Genomic DNA, 286 nt, shown 5'->3' with positions numbered 1-286 from the left:
ACCAAAGACATTTCGCTTAAAATGTGATTAAATGATGTCAATTTTAACTCCTTGGTAGTTTTGAGGTAGATGAAAAATAGCACTTTTATTACCTGAAGGCAAACTATGTTTATCAGGCACTAAACATAAATTTGGATGCGTGATAGAAGCGTCATGTAAAGGTGTGATAGAGGCTAAATTTCCATGTTCTTCTCTCAGTTTTGTTATATCTCCTGCTTTTAATGCTCTAAGAGGACAAGAGTCCACGCAAATTGGATTTTTACCTTCTTTTAATCTCTCATAACAC

At 34.3% G+C, this 286-nt stretch carries 1 pseudogene; it reads right to left on the bottom strand.

What is annotated here, in order from left to right:
• Window positions 1-27: 27 nt before the first annotated feature.
• A pseudogene (locus ELQ09_RS08185) lies at window positions 28-286 on the bottom strand (dimethyl sulfoxide reductase subunit B); the annotation flags it as partial.

Origin of the sequence: Campylobacter sp. CH186 (genome assembly GCF_004378925.1) — a bacterium.
GTDB lineage: Bacteria > Campylobacterota > Campylobacteria > Campylobacterales > Campylobacteraceae > Campylobacter_D > Campylobacter_D jejuni.
This window is presented reverse-complemented; position numbering and strand designations above follow the sequence as displayed.